Raw genomic sequence first — 14,836 nt, 5'->3', positions numbered from 1 at the left:
AGCATTTTAATAAAAAAAATAAAATCTACTTATGAATTTAAGAGGACGAAATAAAGTAAGTGCCGAATTCAATATGTCATCTATGACTGATATTGTGTTCTTATTACTTATTTTCTTTATGCTAACATCCACCATGGTAACCACTAATGCTTTAGATTTAGTACTACCAAAAGCAAAAGGAAAAACGGATAGTAATAAAAATATTGCCGTAAGTATCAATAAAAAATTAGAGTTTTTTATTGATAAAGAACCTGTTTCCGAAACTGAATTAGAATCAAAATTATTAGCATTATTTTCTGCTGATAAAACCAAAGCTATTATTCTAAGAGCTGAAGAAGGAGTGCCAATCGAAAAAGCCGTAAACGTTTTGGATATTGCAAACAGAAACCAAATCAAAGTAGTTTTGGCTGTTAGGCCAAAATAATTTTATTTGCATTTCAAAAAAAACAGATCTATTCTACATGAAATATTTAGAAACAGAAGAAGAAAAAAAGTCATTCGTTATCACATCAGTTCTTTTTGTGTTAATGTTCATCTTGTTTTTTTATTTAGGACTAACCTCTTTAGATCCACCACCAGAAAATGGAATAGCAATCAATTTTGGAACCTCAGAGTTTGGGTCTGGAGACATTCAACCTACCGAAGCCGTTCAATCAGCACCACAACCTACAGCTGCCAAGCAGGCTGCATCTAGTGAAGACGAAATACTAGCTCAAGATATTGAAGAAGCAGTTGTTATCAAACAGGTTAAAAAAGCGCAACCCACTAAACAAGTTGCTACCGAAGAGGTAAAACCAAAACCGAAAGAAAACCCGAAACCTTCAAAAAGCACTTCAGATGCCCTATCTAGTTTAATAAACGGCCCTAAATCCGATGGAAAAGCCAAAGGAGGAGAAGGAAATGACAATGTAGCAGGCGACAAAGGAAGCTTAAACGGAGATCCTTATGCCAACAGCTACTACGGTTCTGGAACAGGAACAGGAAATGGTAGCGGATGGGGTTTAAATGGAAGAAGCATTAGTTCTAGAGGTAAAGAAGTACAAAAATGTAATGAATTTGGAACAGTTGTCGTTCAAATAACTGTTAATCGAAACGGAAATGTCGTTGCTGCAAAATATACCAAAGGAACAACAAACACAAACCCTTGTCTTGTAGAACCCGCATTAGCGACAGCTAGAAAATACAAATGGCAACCTGACTCAAATGCTCCCGAAACACAAATAGGTTTCATCACTGTGAACTTCAAATTAGGAGAATAATATTTATTTGAAAATTGAACTCAATTTTCTAAACTTTGCAATAAAATGAATTATCAAGAAACTACAGAATGGATGTTCAATCAACTTCCTATGTATCAACTTCAGGGTGCATCGGCCTATAAAAAAGATTTAACAAACACACACCTCCTGATTAATCATCTTGCTAATCCACATAAAAATTTAAAATGCATTCATGTAGCAGGCACTAATGGAAAAGGATCCACTTCACACATGTTATCCTCCATTTTACAAGAAGCTGGTTACAAAGTAGGGCTATACACCTCCCCGCACTTAAAAGATTTTAGAGAACGCATAAAAATTAATGGAATAGATATTTCAGAAGAATTCGTCTGCAAATTTATCAATACAAATAAATCATTTTTTGAGTCCAATGAAATCAGCTTTTTTGAAATGAGTGTTGGTCTTGCATTTGATTATTTTTCGAAAGAAAAAGTAGATATTGCCATTATCGAAGTAGGAATGGGCGGAAGACTCGACGCGACCAATATCATTACCCCATTACTATCCGTAATTACCAATATAGGATTAGATCACACGCAGTTTTTAGGAAATACGCTAGAAGCAGTAGCCTTTGAAAAAGCAGGAATTATCAAACCTGAAATTCCAGTGGTTATTGGAGAATATACTCCTGAAACAAAAGAAGTCTTTATTAAAAAGGCTACAGAATGTAATTCTGAAATTTATTTTGCTTCGGACTTAATTTCAAAAACATTCCCATCTGATTTAATTGGTGACTATCAAGAATTCAATAAAAAAACAGTTCTTCAAACAATCAGTATTCTAAATACGCAAAATGAATTTAGTCTTACCCAAGTTAATATTGAAAACGGATTATTGAACGTTGTTAAAAATACTGGACTTCAAGGCAGATGGCAACAATTAGGAAGTTCCCCTAAAATCATTTGTGATACCGCTCATAATAAAGAAGGTTTATCTATTGTACTACATCAAATAGAAAAAGAAACATTTGAGAAATTACATATTGTCCTTGGCGTAGTAAATGACAAGGATTTGAATGAAATTCTACCTTTATTCCCAATTGACGCTATTTACTACTTTTGTAAACCCAACATTCCCCGTGGTTTAGAAGCGACAATCTTACAAACCAAAGCAGAGAAACACCATCTACACGGAAACATATATCGCTCTGTAACAGACGCATACGAATCCGCTAAGAATAATGCTACAAAAAATGATTTCATTTATATCGGCGGAAGCACTTTTGTAGTTGCCGAATTACCTTTAAACAAAGGGATATAGATTACAAAGCTATTTTTGTGTTAAAAAATATTTTAAAAAAATCTAAGTTTCTGACTGTTAATGTGTTAAATTTAATACTCGTTTTTAGTAATTAATCATTTAATACAAAATTATCATGAAAAAAAGCAGAAATTTAGTATTAGGAATGTTAATTTTAACGCTCCTATTGAGTATCAAACTACATGCTCAAGAAGATCCAAAACCCGTATTTGTTACGGTGACCACTTTACATCGCAACCTAGATACTGATCGAAAAGATTGGAAACAAACAGAACAAGAGTACTTTGACAAAGTAACTAGTAAGAATGATTTAATAATCGGCTCCGAACTATTAAATCATTATTACACTGAAAATAGCTCCGAAGTTTTACTCGTTTCAGTATTCAAAACATGGGAAGATATAGAGAAAGCCAATGACATTTCTAATGACTTGATTAAAAAAGGATGGCCTGATGAAAAATCCAGAAAGGCCTTTTTTGACAAATACACTAGTTATTATGGTCCAATGCATTCAGATGAAATATACACTACAGTAGCTGCTGGAAGCAAAGACCTTAAAAGTACATCAAAAGAGCCTATGATCGTATATATTAGAAAATCTCAATTGTCATTGAATGGACAGGGAAAAGGGTTAAAAGAATTCAACGAAAAAGTAACACTGAACAACCCCTATATAAAAGCATACTATCCACATCGTCATTCCTGGGGATCTGATAGCAGAGACTTCTTGGAAGCCTATTTATACGATTCCTTATCTGATTTAGAAAAAGCTAACGACAAACAAAATGAGTTAATTCAACTCGCATGGCCAAAAGAAGAAGATCGAAAAGCATTCTTTGCTGAATTAAACAAGGCCTTTACTGGAATACATGGCGATTATTTGTACCATAATGAGCCCACACTTTCCAAATAATTCCTAGAAACTTTTAAAACTCCACTTATCTTTGATCAAATGGAGTTTTTTTATTTCGTTTTTAAAATCCCAACAAATTAAAATTCAACAAGATATAAATCAAATAAAAAAAATAAAAAAATATTCATATAAATGTTTTGCGTAAGCGAAAAACTAGTCTATATTTGCACTCGCAATAAGGAAATGTAAAATTTACAAATTGTGTTAGGGCGATTAGCTCAGCTGGTTCAGAGCACCTCGTTTACACCGAGGGGGTCGGGGGTTCGAACCCCTCATCGCCCACAAAGAAACTCCTTAAGAAATTAAGGAGTTTTTTTTATGCTGTATTTTGAAAAATTATCTTCTAACGCTTAACAATAGATCATGTGGATAACCTAGAGAAATAGCAGTTAGCTGATCTAGCTGTTGGATCTGATCTGTTGTTAATTGCACGTTAGCAGCTTTAAGTCCATCATTTAAGTGCTCAACCTTACGAGCTCCAACTATCGGGAATGATTCTTTTGATAAGACCCAAGCAAAAGCCACCTGACCCGGAGTTACGCTAAGTTCTTTTGCAATTAGAAAAAGCTGATCAATTATAGCTTTTGTTAATTTGTCTTCGTCGTATTCATTTGATGTACCATTTATACGTCCAGTTTCTCCCTTACGATATTTACCTGTTAATAATCCGCCGGCTAATGGAGAATACATCATTGTTCCTAAACCGAATTGTGAAGCCATCGGTATTAGTTCGCGATCTGCTGTTCGCTGCAATAAGTTGTATTCAATCTGAATTGCACTTAAAGGTATTGAGTTTGCAATTGCAGCTGCTTTCCATGCAGGAAAGTTTGTTAAACCGGTATACAGTACTTTTCCTGAAGTAACTAAATCCTCCAAGCCTCTCATAATTTCATCAAGAGGAGTCACACCATCGTCAAAATGTGGCATATAAATATCAATATAATCCGTTTTTAGTCTTCGCAAGCTGGATTCCACAGCTTGTCTCATTGCTTTACGGTGATTTCCGTAATTACTGATTGCAGGATTGGCTTCGCTACTTTGCGTATATTTAGTGCAAATTATAAAGTTACTGCGCTGTTTTTCAATAAATTGACCTATTATTTCTTCGGACTCACCAAGCTGATATCGGTCGGATGTATCTATAAAATTTCCGCCGGCATCTGTATACGCAGTTAATATTTGCTTGGCATCTTCAATACTAGATCCATAACCTTTTCTATTTCCAAGCATTGCTGCACCTAAAATGATTTCACTTGCATAAAGCCCCGTTTTTGTTCCAAATAATTTTTGTTTCATTGCATTTATTTTATTTAACAAAATTAAATATAAGTATCAATCTGTACAAGTACGGCTAAATTTAGCCATATCAATACTATATTATTTTGACTTATATTTGAATTTCAAATGAATTACTATGTACCAAAAAAAGATACCAGTCTCGATGGATTGCGGTTTACACCTATTTATGGAGGTAATCAATGGAAAATGGAAAATAGCTTTAATCTGGAGTATCTATTCGGGTATAAAGCGGCCAGGAGAATTGCATCGCAAAATATCAAAGGCATCAAGGAGAGTTTTGGACACACAACTGAAACAACTTATAGATCACGGAATTATTTCTAAAATTATATTTAACGAACGTCTTTTAAAGGTTGAATATGAGTTAACACCCTTGGGAGAATCTTTAATTCCGGCTATAGAATTTACCGCCAAATGGGGCGAAGATCATCGAGAAGAACTAGAAAAATTAATAGTTTTACAGGAGTAATTTTTTAAATTATTCTTATTATTTACAATATATTAACTGTCGAATTATATCGAAAGTATCTTCAAATCCTGCATAAAATGGTTCGTAAACAGGTTCGTAAGGACCACCATTTTTAAACAACCTCTAAAGTCTTTTGATTTTAGAGGTTTTTTTATGGTTCGAAATAATCGAAAAAAATCACTTAGCTTTCTCGACACCAATATTTACTGAGAAAATTGATTCGAACATCGCAAGGTTCTTAGCTGATATTTTTTGCTAAAATATGCCAAAAATGAAAACTTCTTTAATTTGCATTTTTATATTCATTTGGTGTCATTCCAGTTTTTTGCTTAAAAAGACGGGTAAAGTGCTGTTGGTATTTAAATCCAAGTTCATCTGCAATTTCATTTATTGATTTAAAAGGATCAAATATTTTAACCTTTGCTTCATCAATAAGTTTTGATTGAATGTAGTCTAATGCAGTATTTCCAGTTTCTTTTTTAATTAAATCCCCAAAATAATTGGGCGACAAATGCAATTGCTCTGCACACCACGTTACACTGGGTAATCCTAATTTTCCTGGTAGATCGGAATTGAAATAGTCCTTAAGTAAACCTTCAAAACGAACTAAAATATCCCTGTTTACGGTATTTCGGGTAATAAACTGGCGATCATAATAACGCATACAGTAGTTTAGGAAAAGCTCAATATTTGAAACGATTAGTGTTTTACTATGTTTGTCTATATTCAAATCAATTTCAACAGCGATTTTCTCTAAACAATCATTTATTGTTGCTCTTTCTTTTTTTGATAAATGAAGCGCTTCATTAACTTCATATAAAAAAAAGGAATATTCTTTTATGTGTTTTCCAAGTGAAGTACCCACAATTAAGTCGGGATGAAATACAAGCGCTCTTCCGGCGGGTTTTATAAGCTTGCCTTTACTGTCAATTCCGTAAACCTGTCCCGGTGCAATAAAAATTAAAGTTCCGTCTTCATAATCATAAGGCTGGCATCCATAGCGCATATCTCCGCAATTTATATATTTTAGAAAAACTGCGTAAACACCCATATATCTTCGGAAATATTGATAAGTTGGTATTTCATCAAAATTAACAACACTTACTAAAGGATGCAGGGTATCAACCCCAACAGAGTCGTTGTATTGTTTAACAGTATCTATTCTTTCAACTTCTTCCATAATCAAAAAATTACTACACAAATTTAAAGAAACTAAATTACCTGACTGCGCCGTATAAGCAATATCAGTAAAAGTGGTAAATAAATCTGTATTCTGTCTACACTTAAATAGAAGTATACTGACGAAATTTGCATTGTAGTTTATCTATAATCATTTACAAGATAAATTTTATGGTTAGAATACTTCAAAATACAAAAATGAAATTTATGATAAAAGGAATAATGAAAAGATTAACTTTAATATCGATATTAATACTGACATCCTGTAATAATAAAATAATTCAACAAAAAATGAGTACAGAAAGCACTTCATCGCTTTTCGCTAAAGGAGAAAAATTAACAAACGGATATTTTACCGGAGACGCATATTTACAATTATTACTAGCTAAAGATAAAAACAACGACTTCGTAATAGGAAGTGTAACATTTGAATCAGGAGCAAGAACAAATTGGCATACACATCCAAAAGGACAGGTTTTAATAGTTACTGAAGGAGCTGGTTTATATCAGGAAAAAGGTAAAGTTGCAAAATCAATTAAAAAAGGAGACGTAATCAATATTCCTGAAAATGTAGAACATTGGCATGGCGCTTCGGCAACTTCGAAAATGGTTCATATTGCTATTACAAATTACGAAGGAGAAGTAAATGCCGTTTGGTTAAATCCAGTAACAGATATGGAATATTCAGAAGCAAATAAATAATTTAAAAAAATGAAAGAAGCAAATAATTTCGGAAAGCTTTTGCTAGCCATTCTTTTATTAAATATCAATATAATGATCGCACAAGATAAAAATACAGGCAGTTCAAATTTAAATTTCCATCAGAAAAACATGGCTAGTATCGTCGCATTGTCTGCCGTAGGAAATATGCAACAACTTAAAACAGAGTTAAATCTTGGTCTTGATTCTGGACTGACTATTAATGAGATTAAGGAAGCGTTAGTACAGCTTTATGCATATTGTGGTTTTCCGAGAAGCCTTAATGCAATCAATACTTTTATGGAAGTTTTGGAAAAGAGAAAAGCTGATGGGATTACCGATTTACAGGGAAGAGAAACATCTCCCATTAATACAGCAAATGACAAGTATAGTGTAGGAAAAGAAACACTACAAAAATTAACCGGACGAGAAGAAAAAGACCCCAAAACTGGCGCAAATGCTTTTGCTCCTATAATTGATGTTTTTTTGAAAGAGCATTTATTTGCGGATATTTTTAGTCGCGACGTACTCAATTATCGTCAGCGTGAGTTTGTTACAATTTCCATAATATCAGCAATGTCAGGTGTAGAACCTCAATTGCAGGCTCACATTTCCATAGGACTAAATACAGGAATTACAGAGATACAAATTATTGAACTTAGCACCATTATTGAACAGAAAATCGGAAAAGAACAGTCAGAAATTGTTAAAAATATTCTAGCGAAGGTCATCCAAACCAATAAAAAGATTAATTAAATTGAAGTTATAAATGAAAAAGTTAATTCATAATTTTCAGAATATTTTTCCAAATAGGTTATTCGTGTATTTAATATGTGCAACAATGTTTTTAACTTACAGTAATATGTCAGCTCAAAAAAAAGATATGCTGGTTCGTCTTTCGGAAATTGAAATTTACCCTGAGTATTTATCTGAATATTTAGCGATATTAAAAGAGGAATCTTCAGCTTCAGTAAAATTAGAACTTGGTGTACTGGCAATTTTCCCTATGTATCAAAAAAATGATTCAACTCAAGTAAGAATAATCGAAATATACAATGACAACAATGCTTATCAATCGCATTTAAAAACACCTCATTTTCAAAAATATAAAACAACCACAATTAAAATGATTAAATCATTAAAACTGGTAGACATGAATACAATAGATCCAGAATCAATGAAAATGTTGTTTAGGAAAATGATTGAATAAAAATAATTTTAGAAATACCGCGATTAAAAGATGAGATATAATCTTTAAAAAAAAACATTAAAGTAGTATTTTATAATTTTGAAGTTTCTTTAAATCCTGTAAAAAATGGTTCGTAAACAGGTTCGTAAGGACCACCATAACTTAGAAACCTCCAAAGTCATTTGATTTTGGAGGTTTTTTTATGTAAGATTTTTTTGAGCAATGCATCAAAATCACCCCCTACTACAGACTTTAAATTTATAGCTTCTTTAAATCATCAATCAACTCATTCACTTTATTCTCGTCTGTTGCCCATGATGTAATTAAACGTATAGCAGATGTATTTTCATCAATATCTTTCCACACATAAAACGCATATTTTTGACTTAATTTTTCAATTATATCTTTGGGTAAAATAGGGAATATTTGGTTTGTAGTAGAATTTGTTAAAAAAGAATATCCTTTATCTTTAATTGCATCTGCAATTTTCATTGCCATAGCATTAGCATATTTTGCTAAAGTAAAATACAAGTCCTCTTTGAATAACTCCAGAAACTGTATCCCCAGCACTCTTCCTTTTGCCAATAGCGCTCCTTTTTGTTTCAATAAATAATCAAAATCTGTTGCTAGTTTTACAGTATTAAACACAATTGCTTCACCAAGCAAAGCTCCATTTTTTGTTCCCCCAATATAAAACACATCGGTAAGTGCTGAAATATCAGACAAAGTCAAATCATTGTTTTCAGCCATTAGTGCATGTCCTAATCTTGCCCCGTCTAAAAAAAGATACAACTCTTCCGATCTGCAACATTCAGATAGCTCTTGCAATTCTTCTTTATTATAAATCGTACCTATTTCGGTTGAATTAGAGATATAAACCATTTTTGGTTTTACAACGTGTGGTCGTAATAAATGATCTTGCAACACTTTTTTAATATCTAATGGTCTAAGTTTCCCATCTTGTGTCTCAACAGTAATTACTCTGTGCCCTGTTGCCTCTATAGCTCCAGTTTCATTAGCATAAATATGACCAGTTTTTGCACTAATAACCGCTTCATGTGATCGTAGCAAGGTAGTAATAACAAGAAGATTAGTTTGCGTCCCTCCAGATACAAAATAGATAATTGCATTAGCATTACTCATTTTATTTCTTAAAATAGTTTTTGCTTGAGCCGAATAATCATCTTCTCCATAACCTATTTGTTGCACCATATTGGTTGCTAAAAGCGTATTTAAAATAGAAGGATGAGCACCTTCTGAATAATCATTTTTGAAATTATACATACTGATATCGTTTTATATGAAAACAAAAATATAGAATTTAAAAAACTTAAAATAGCAGATTGCAAACCTAATGGCATATTCTTATCTTTTTGAACTGTTTTTTGGAATTGCTTTGGCTTCATTTTGAACTTTGCTATAAATATCTCGAAAAATGGCTTTCATCCGAAAATCCGCATTATGTGAAATAGCTGAATTAGTAATCGATTTATTTTAATGAAATAAACTTCCCTTGTTCTAGCTTTTTTTCACGAATATAATCTGCGAAGTCCATATTAAAATACTCTGCAAATTTTCTTGATAAATAAACAAGATACAAGCCTAACTCATTTGCTAGTTTGTTCAAAAACAAATTTCTCCAGTTTTCATCATTAATAATCGATTCTATTTTCGAAGCCCAAGCTGGTTTTTGAGCTTTTTAATACGACTTATTTCTTACGATTTCAGAAAACGCCTGAACCACTAAACGATCAACCGCAATCTTAGTAGCAGTATCATTATTATAAGTTTCAAGATATAGCTTTTTAAAAATAGATTTTAAAGATGGATTTTGCAATTGCAAATCCCCTTCAATCATAGAAGGTATCATATCGTATTTCATAAACCAAGCTGCACGTAGTTCTACATGAAAAAAATCAACTTTTCTTGTAACACTTTTATTAAAAGGGAAGTTGATTTATATTTTCTCCAAAAGATAACCTTGTCCATAATCCTTAAGAAATAACACTCTTAAGATGCTAGAATATAAATTGTCTTTATCACAATTACTCTAACTGTATACGAACTCCACTGCCGACATAAAGTCAAACAAAAACTTAAAAATAAAAAAAACAGCAGCAAACTTTTCCTCACTACTGTTTAATAATTACATCTTTAATTTTGATTATTCCTGTATCCTTTTTTCAGGAATAGACATACAGCATTTACTGTGACTTTATTTTCTTAACCACAAAATATCATACGCACTGATGAAATTAATTTCTTGAATATCAAAATCCTCTCCAGTAAGTAAATTAAATAATTTTGTGCTTTTTAAATTTTCAAACACGTTACTATTAAAAAAAGTATCATAGTCTGAGAAATTCGAGATAACATATACTTCTTTCCCTTGAGAATCTGTTTTTTTATAAATTAACAAATGACTGTTTTCATAATCGATATATTGCAAATCATTGTTATCTGCGAAAGCTGGAGTTTGTTTCCTTATTCTAATTAATTGCTTTAACTGTTTGTAGACCTGAGCTTGTGCCGATGGAGAATCTTCTATATTTTCGACCAAACTCCAATTCATTTTAGAACGATGGAGCCAGCGATTATCATACTTTTTACTTTCATCATTTAAATAATCATAATTATTAGGCAAACCTACCTCATCACCACTATAAATCATTGGCAATCCTCCTAAAGACAAAATAACGGCATGTTGCAAATTAATTCTCTTTATGGCAATTTGAATTTCTTTCACATTATTTTCAATTAATGCTTTTTCTAAACCACATAAAGCAGCCATGGATCCCGAAATTCTAGCATTACCCGTTTCATGCTCAATCATAAATCGCTGCCCTAAAGCAAAACTCCCATTAAATCCATCACAATAATGTTTCAAGATATACAATCGGTGCTGTAGGCTATTAAGCCCTAATTCAGTCACTAATTTATCATCAAAACCAAATCCTATATCATCGTGACATCTTGCATAATTGATCCAAGTTGTATTTCTAGGTTTTGTAGGAACCGCTCTCATTGATTTTTTAAGCAAATTTGTATTGCGAGTAGCCATTGCTTCCCAACTTAAAGCCATGAAATTAGCGTTATAAGCGATATCACATTCATCCCCTTGTGATAATCCTTGTCCAAAATATTTTATAATCTCATCTGGAGCTACAATCGCTTCAGCTATATAAGCTACACCTGGGGAAACAATTTGCCCACACAATTTAAAAAGTTGCAATAATAAATGTACTTCGGGTAAATTTTGGTTGAATTTGCCAATTTCCTTCCACATAAATGCAACTGCATCAAAACGAAAAATATCGATTCCTTTATTGGCCCAAAACAACATAATATCAATCATTTCAGCCAAAACCATTGGATTCTTATAATTCAAATCCCATTGGTAGCCATAAAACAAAGTCATCACCCATTTATCATTTTCAGGTAAATAAGTAAAGTTGCCAGGAGCGGTATCCGGAAAAATTTCAACCATTGATTTCTCGTAGGCATTGGGCAAAGTTCGATCAGGAAAGAAATAGAAAAAATCTTTATATTTTGGATTCCCTTTACGGCCTTCTACAGCCCATTCATGTTCATTTGCACAATGGTTCAGCACTAAATCCATGACTAGATTCATATCGTTTTTTTGAAACTCAGTAACCAAAGCTTCAAAATCATCCATAGAACCAAACTTAGGATTCACTTCGCGATAATTTCGCACAGCGTATCCACCGTCATTTTCAAATTCTGGAACGTCTAAAAACGGCATTAAATGCACCGTATTAATACCTAAATCAAGAAAATAAGGGATTTTTGCTTTTAGCCCATTGAAATCAATATTGAAAAGATCAACATATAACATCATTCCAACGATTTTTTCACTTGAATACCAATTGGGATTAGATACACGGTTCAAATCTCGTTTCTTTTGAAAATCAGATCGATTTTCAAAATTTTTAACTAAAGACTGCATTAGCAATTGAAACGCTTCCTCTTTATTTGGGCTATCCGAATATAGTTTTTGAAATAAATCATTTATAATTGGAAAATTAGCTCCCAATCTAAGATGAAAATTAGTATCATTAATTTTCACTTCTTTCAAAAAAACATTCAATTTTGATAACTTTTCAGCCTGTTGCATGATTTTTAAATTATAAATATTTATTATTAAATAAAAAGAGATGTGTCTCAAAAATAAAGAAAAATGACCTAATAAAATAGTTAGTAAATACTTTCATTAGAACTAAATTGTTACAAAATTACCAGCCTTGAGTCAGTCCATTTTTAACCACTTCTTCATATTTATGTTTATCAAAACTATATAAATTAGGCGCTTTATGAGCAACATTACTTTTCTTTTCATCCAATTTAATCAAAATTCCTATCGCAGTTATTTTACGAAGAAAATTCCTTCTATCAAGCGTTCTACCAAGGATAGTTTCATAGAGTTTTTGCAATTCTGGAATCGTGAATTTTTCAGGAAGTAAATTATACCCTACTGGCATTAAATTCAATTCTACCCGCAGTGTTTCTAATGCTTTATCTAAAATTTCTTTATGATCAATAATCAAATCAGGAACAGCATTATGATCAATCCATTCTACAATTCCGTTTTTCCCTTCTGGATTGGGCATTGTTTTAAAAAAATCAACTAAAGCATAATAGCCTACAGTTACAAAACGGTTAGAATACCATTCCCCTTCTTCTAATGGAATAGAATGAAAATTTAAAACCTCTTGACTAAAATCTGAATTATTCCTTTTGACTTTTCCAAAAGTTGAAAACTGCCTCAAAAATATACCTTCCAATCCAGTCCTATCGTGTAAAACTGTTACTGCAGCCTGATCAATATCTTGATCTACAGGGACAAATCCTCCTGGCAAAGACCATTTTTTGCTATACTTGGTTTTTATTAGCAACACTTTAAGCTGGTTATCATGAAACCCAAAAATGACACAATCAATTGATAAGCCTGGTTGGTATCTTTCCTTGTTATCTAAAATATTTTTTAACATTAAACTCTTTTTCTGATAATTACACTTTCATCTCTTCGATCTTCGCAATTTAGTTTTTTTTATTTAAGAAAATAGAAGAAAGTATTATTTTCAAAGTTCACAATCTATTAAATAAGCTCAAATACTTTAAATATTTAAGAATATGGAATTATTTTAAATTATAATAAATATAATTCTTACAAAATTAACTAAAAGCATCATTCTGAAAACAGAAAAATTATCAAAAAAAGGAATGCAAATAAAAAAAACGTGTACATTGCGTCAAAATTACACAACAACTACAAAACTAACCATTTTAAAAAAACCACATTAATAAACCGATGAAAACAACCGCATTACATTCAAAACCCCACTACCCCATTCTAGACGGTTTACGAGGTGTAGCAGCTATTATGGTTGTTGCATTTCATATTTTTGAAGCACACGCTACAAGCCATCTGGATCAAATAATAAATCATGGTTACCTTGCTGTAGATTTTTTCTTCTTACTTTCTGGATTTGTTATTAGCTATGCTTATGATGATCGTTGGGAAAAAATGTCTATTGGTGATTTTTTCAAACGTAGACTGGTGAGACTTCAACCTATGGTCATTATGGGAATGATTATCGGGGCCATTTGTTTTTATTTTCAAGATTCTATTTTGTGGCCAACAATTCATGAGGTGCCTATTTGGAAAATGATTCTAGTTATGATTATAGGGTTTACATTAATACCAGTCCCTCCTTCTTTAGACATAAGAGGTTGGACCGAAATGCATCCTCTTAATGGCCCAGGCTGGTCCTTATTTTATGAATATATAGGTAATATTCTTTATGCCCTTTTTGTAAGGAAATTTTCAAAAACAGCACTTTCCATACTTGTATTCCTATCTGGATGTGCATTAATTCACCTTGCAGTTACTAGTGAAACTGGTGATGTTATTGGTGGCTGGGCAATTGATTCTACACAAATTCATATAGGACTCTCCCGCTTAATGTTTCCCTTCTTTGGTGGAATTTTACTGCACCGACTAGCGAAAATTACAACTATTAAAAATGCGTTCTTCTGGTCTAGTCTGTTAATTGTTTTTGTTTTAGCAATGCCACGAATTGGGGGTGGTGAAAACTTATGGCAAAATGGCCTTTATGACTCTTTAAGTATCATTATTCTATTTCCCTTAATTGTTTATTTAGGAGCTAGTGGTGAAATAAAAGGTAAAAATGCAGCTCGTATTTGCAAATTTTTGGGTGATATATCCTATCCAATTTACATCACGCATTATGCCTTTATTTATATTTACACTGGATGGGTTGCTGACACAAAAATTAAAATTAGCGAAGCGTATCCTTACAGCATATTAACTTTGGTTACAAGTATTATTGTTGCTTATGCCTGTCTAAAGCTTTATGATGAACCAACAAGGTTGTGGCTAAAAAACAAAATATTAAAATAACTCAAGCCTTATTCAAAAAACCGATAGTTTTCTATTAGAAACTATCGACTTTTCTGTTTTAAAATATTTTTCAAATAAAAGTTGCTCCTTTACAATTAGATGTTTT

The 14,836-nt window shown here is 32.2% G+C and carries 15 protein-coding genes and 1 tRNA gene; 10 read left to right on the top strand and 6 right to left on the bottom strand.

The window, feature by feature from the left end; all coding sequences use genetic code 11:
* The first annotated feature begins 31 nt into the window (after nt 1-31).
* The 5 genes from AB3G36_RS06310 (at nt 32) to AB3G36_RS06290 (ending at nt 3,735) form a co-directional block, all read left to right on the top strand.
* Complete coding sequence (locus AB3G36_RS06310; protein WP_367757099.1) at nt 32-424, top strand: ExbD/TolR family protein; 393 nt, start codon at nt 32-34, stop codon at nt 422-424.
* A gap of 37 nt (nt 425-461) precedes the next feature.
* A complete protein-coding gene (locus AB3G36_RS06305) occupies nt 462-1,259 on the top strand; it encodes an energy transducer TonB (protein WP_367757097.1) in 798 nt (265 codons plus the stop codon).
* 45 nt (nt 1,260-1,304) lie between these two features.
* Nucleotides 1,305-2,540, top strand: coding sequence for a folylpolyglutamate synthase/dihydrofolate synthase family protein (locus AB3G36_RS06300; RefSeq protein WP_367757095.1), 1,236 nt, complete (start codon nt 1,305-1,307; stop codon nt 2,538-2,540).
* Between the two features lie 115 nt (nt 2,541-2,655).
* A complete protein-coding gene (locus tag AB3G36_RS06295; RefSeq protein WP_367757093.1) occupies nt 2,656-3,453 on the top strand; it encodes a hypothetical protein in 798 nt (265 codons plus the stop codon).
* Between the two features lie 207 nt (nt 3,454-3,660).
* Nucleotides 3,661-3,735 (top strand) — tRNA-Val (locus tag AB3G36_RS06290).
* 54 nt (nt 3,736-3,789) lie between these two features.
* Here AB3G36_RS06290 and AB3G36_RS06285 read toward each other — a convergent pair.
* Nucleotides 3,790-4,749: an aldo/keto reductase gene (locus AB3G36_RS06285; protein ID WP_367757091.1), complete on the bottom strand. Its 960-nt coding sequence runs from the start codon at nt 4,747-4,749 to the stop codon at nt 3,790-3,792.
* Nucleotides 4,750-4,918: 169 nt separating this feature from the next.
* On the opposite strand from AB3G36_RS06285, the gene AB3G36_RS06280 reads away from it, so the two are divergent.
* Nucleotides 4,919-5,221, top strand: a complete 303-nt coding sequence (locus tag AB3G36_RS06280; protein ID WP_367757089.1) for a winged helix-turn-helix transcriptional regulator — start codon at nt 4,919-4,921, stop codon at nt 5,219-5,221.
* 283 nt (nt 5,222-5,504) lie between these two features.
* On the opposite strand, the gene AB3G36_RS06275 is transcribed toward AB3G36_RS06280, so the two are convergent.
* Nucleotides 5,505-6,401 (bottom strand): helix-turn-helix domain-containing protein, encoded by an 897-nt coding sequence (locus AB3G36_RS06275; RefSeq protein ID WP_367757087.1) that lies wholly within the window; start codon nt 6,399-6,401, stop codon nt 5,505-5,507.
* Nucleotides 6,402-6,691: 290 nt separating this feature from the next.
* Between AB3G36_RS06275 and AB3G36_RS06270 the strand changes: the two genes are divergently transcribed.
* From AB3G36_RS06270 to AB3G36_RS06260, 3 genes are all read left to right on the top strand, one after another.
* Nucleotides 6,692-7,102 (top strand): cupin domain-containing protein, encoded by a 411-nt coding sequence (locus AB3G36_RS06270; protein ID WP_367757085.1) that lies wholly within the window; start codon nt 6,692-6,694, stop codon nt 7,100-7,102.
* A gap of 9 nt (nt 7,103-7,111) precedes the next feature.
* Nucleotides 7,112-7,855: a carboxymuconolactone decarboxylase family protein gene (locus AB3G36_RS06265; RefSeq protein ID WP_367757084.1), complete on the top strand. Its 744-nt coding sequence runs from the start codon at nt 7,112-7,114 to the stop codon at nt 7,853-7,855.
* Between the two features lie 106 nt (nt 7,856-7,961).
* Nucleotides 7,962-8,309, top strand: a complete 348-nt coding sequence (locus AB3G36_RS06260) for a putative quinol monooxygenase (protein WP_367757082.1) — start codon at nt 7,962-7,964, stop codon at nt 8,307-8,309.
* A 237-nt stretch (nt 8,310-8,546) separates the two neighbouring features.
* Here AB3G36_RS06260 and AB3G36_RS06255 read toward each other — a convergent pair whose 3' ends face one another.
* The 4 genes from AB3G36_RS06255 to AB3G36_RS06240 all read right to left on the bottom strand — a co-directional run bounded on the left by AB3G36_RS06255 (nt 8,547) and on the right by AB3G36_RS06240 (nt 13,297).
* Complete coding sequence (locus tag AB3G36_RS06255; protein WP_367757080.1) at nt 8,547-9,572, bottom strand: low specificity L-threonine aldolase; 1,026 nt, start codon at nt 9,570-9,572, stop codon at nt 8,547-8,549.
* A 415-nt stretch (nt 9,573-9,987) separates the two neighbouring features.
* Nucleotides 9,988-10,170, bottom strand: coding sequence for a hypothetical protein (locus AB3G36_RS06250; RefSeq protein WP_367757078.1), 183 nt, complete (start codon nt 10,168-10,170; stop codon nt 9,988-9,990).
* A gap of 333 nt (nt 10,171-10,503) precedes the next feature.
* Nucleotides 10,504-12,423: an alpha-amylase family protein gene (locus AB3G36_RS06245; RefSeq protein WP_367757076.1), complete on the bottom strand. Its 1,920-nt coding sequence runs from the start codon at nt 12,421-12,423 to the stop codon at nt 10,504-10,506.
* Between the two features lie 118 nt (nt 12,424-12,541).
* Nucleotides 12,542-13,297: an NUDIX hydrolase gene (locus AB3G36_RS06240; RefSeq protein ID WP_367757075.1), complete on the bottom strand. Its 756-nt coding sequence runs from the start codon at nt 13,295-13,297 to the stop codon at nt 12,542-12,544.
* A 320-nt stretch (nt 13,298-13,617) separates the two neighbouring features.
* Between AB3G36_RS06240 and AB3G36_RS06235 the strand changes: the two genes are divergently transcribed.
* The gene (locus tag AB3G36_RS06235; protein WP_367757073.1) at nt 13,618-14,730 is read left to right on the top strand and encodes an acyltransferase family protein; all 1,113 of its coding nucleotides are present in this window, start codon (nt 13,618-13,620) and stop codon (nt 14,728-14,730) included.
* Nucleotides 14,731-14,836: the final 106 nt, after the last annotated feature.

Origin of the sequence: Flavobacterium sp. WC2430 (assembly GCF_040822075.1) — a bacterium.
Classification (GTDB): Bacteria; Bacteroidota; Bacteroidia; order Flavobacteriales; family Flavobacteriaceae; genus Flavobacterium.
Note: the sequence above shows the minus strand (reverse complement) of the source record. Positions and strands in the feature narration are given on the sequence as shown.

What these genes read in the sequence shown, in the direction of transcription:
- AB3G36_RS06310 (WP_367757099.1), top strand. Translation starts at nt 32, where the DNA reads ATGAATTTAAGAGGACGAAATAAAGTAAGTGCCGAATTCAATATGTCA.
- AB3G36_RS06305 (WP_367757097.1), top strand. Translation starts at nt 462, where the DNA reads ATGAAATATTTAGAAACAGAAGAAGAAAAAAAGTCATTCGTTATCACA.
- AB3G36_RS06300 (WP_367757095.1), top strand. Translation starts at nt 1,305, where the DNA reads ATGAATTATCAAGAAACTACAGAATGGATGTTCAATCAACTTCCTATG.
- AB3G36_RS06295 (WP_367757093.1), top strand. Translation starts at nt 2,656, where the DNA reads ATGAAAAAAAGCAGAAATTTAGTATTAGGAATGTTAATTTTAACGCTC.
- AB3G36_RS06285 (WP_367757091.1), bottom strand. Translation starts at nt 4,749, where the DNA reads ATGAAACAAAAATTATTTGGAACAAAAACGGGGCTTTATGCAAGTGAA.
- AB3G36_RS06280 (WP_367757089.1), top strand. Translation starts at nt 4,919, where the DNA reads ATGGAGGTAATCAATGGAAAATGGAAAATAGCTTTAATCTGGAGTATC.
- AB3G36_RS06275 (WP_367757087.1), bottom strand. Translation starts at nt 6,401, where the DNA reads ATGGAAGAAGTTGAAAGAATAGATACTGTTAAACAATACAACGACTCT.
- AB3G36_RS06270 (WP_367757085.1), top strand. Translation starts at nt 6,692, where the DNA reads ATGAGTACAGAAAGCACTTCATCGCTTTTCGCTAAAGGAGAAAAATTA.
- AB3G36_RS06265 (WP_367757084.1), top strand. Translation starts at nt 7,112, where the DNA reads ATGAAAGAAGCAAATAATTTCGGAAAGCTTTTGCTAGCCATTCTTTTA.
- AB3G36_RS06260 (WP_367757082.1), top strand. Translation starts at nt 7,962, where the DNA reads ATGTCAGCTCAAAAAAAAGATATGCTGGTTCGTCTTTCGGAAATTGAA.
- AB3G36_RS06255 (WP_367757080.1), bottom strand. Translation starts at nt 9,572, where the DNA reads ATGTATAATTTCAAAAATGATTATTCAGAAGGTGCTCATCCTTCTATT.
- AB3G36_RS06250 (WP_367757078.1), bottom strand. Translation starts at nt 10,170, where the DNA reads ATGAAATACGATATGATACCTTCTATGATTGAAGGGGATTTGCAATTG.
- AB3G36_RS06245 (WP_367757076.1), bottom strand. Translation starts at nt 12,423, where the DNA reads ATGCAACAGGCTGAAAAGTTATCAAAATTGAATGTTTTTTTGAAAGAA.
- AB3G36_RS06240 (WP_367757075.1), bottom strand. Translation starts at nt 13,297, where the DNA reads ATGTTAAAAAATATTTTAGATAACAAGGAAAGATACCAACCAGGCTTA.
- AB3G36_RS06235 (WP_367757073.1), top strand. Translation starts at nt 13,618, where the DNA reads ATGAAAACAACCGCATTACATTCAAAACCCCACTACCCCATTCTAGAC.